Origin of the sequence: Nocardia sp. NPDC058497, from assembly GCF_042720195.1 — a bacterium.
GTDB lineage: Bacteria > Actinomycetota > Actinomycetes > Mycobacteriales > Mycobacteriaceae > Nocardia.
The window spans coordinates 2,500-3,449 of the sequence record NZ_JBHXMY010000608.1 but is presented as its reverse complement, the minus strand read 5'-3'; the positions used below and the strand labels follow the sequence as shown (position 1 = coordinate 3,449).

Sequence of the window (950 nt, the reverse complement as noted above, 5' to 3'; positions counted from 1 at the left end):
CCCGGGCACGGTTCCCTGGGGTTTGCGCCACCCACCCCCCGCCACGCCAGCGGGTGACACCCGGTATAGTTGTTCAACCGCGCGGTCAGCAGCGGACGAATCGCGGCGACCCGCCGTTCCGTGCCGGGGAGCTGGTCCAGCGCGCACTCCGGATCGGCGGGCGGGCCCAGATGGGTGCAGCCGCGCGGGCAGTCCTCGATGGCGTCGGCGAGATCGGTGAACGAGGCGATCACGTCGTCGGGCGTGATGTGGGCCAGGCCGAACGAGCGCACGCCGGGGGTGTCGATCACCCAGCCGCCCTCGGGCAGCGGTAGCGCCACCGACTGAGTGGAGGTGTGCTTGCCCTTGCCGACGCCCGACACCTCGCCCACGGCCCGATACGCATCGGGCACAAGACGATTCACCATCGTCGACTTGCCGACACCGGAGTGCCCGATCAGCGCGGTGAGCCGATCGTCGAGCAGGTCCAGCACCGGCTCCATCGGATCGTCGATCCCCGCGTAGAGGATCTTCAGGTCCAAACCCTCGAAGGCGGCGGCGAATTCGGATTCGGCCACCAGATCGCGTTTGGTGAGCACCAGAATCGGTTCCAGCCCACCGGCATACGCGGCCACCATGGCCCGCTCGACGAAGCCGGTGCGCGGCGGCGGATCGGCCAGCGCCACCACGATGAACAGCTGTTCGGCATTGGCGACGACGATGCGTTCGAACGGATCGGTGTCGTCGGCGGTACGGCGCAGCACGGTGCTGCGCTCGGTGACCCGCACGATCCGGGCGAGCGTGTCGGGCTTGCCGGTCAGGTCGCCGACCACGTCGACCTGATCGCCCACGACGATCGGCGTGGGGGGGGGGGGGGGGGGGGGGGGGGGTGTGGGGGGGGGGGGGGGGGGGGCCCCCGCCGGGCGGCGCCACCCCCCCCGGCGCGCGCGCGGCCGACCCCGCGCCGGGGC

Annotated in this window: 1 pseudogene; it reads right to left on the bottom strand. The window is 72.4% G+C overall.

Annotated features, from left to right (window positions below):
- Positions 1-950 (bottom strand): annotated as a pseudogene (rsgA, locus tag ACFWPJ_RS28125) (ribosome small subunit-dependent GTPase A); the annotation flags it as partial.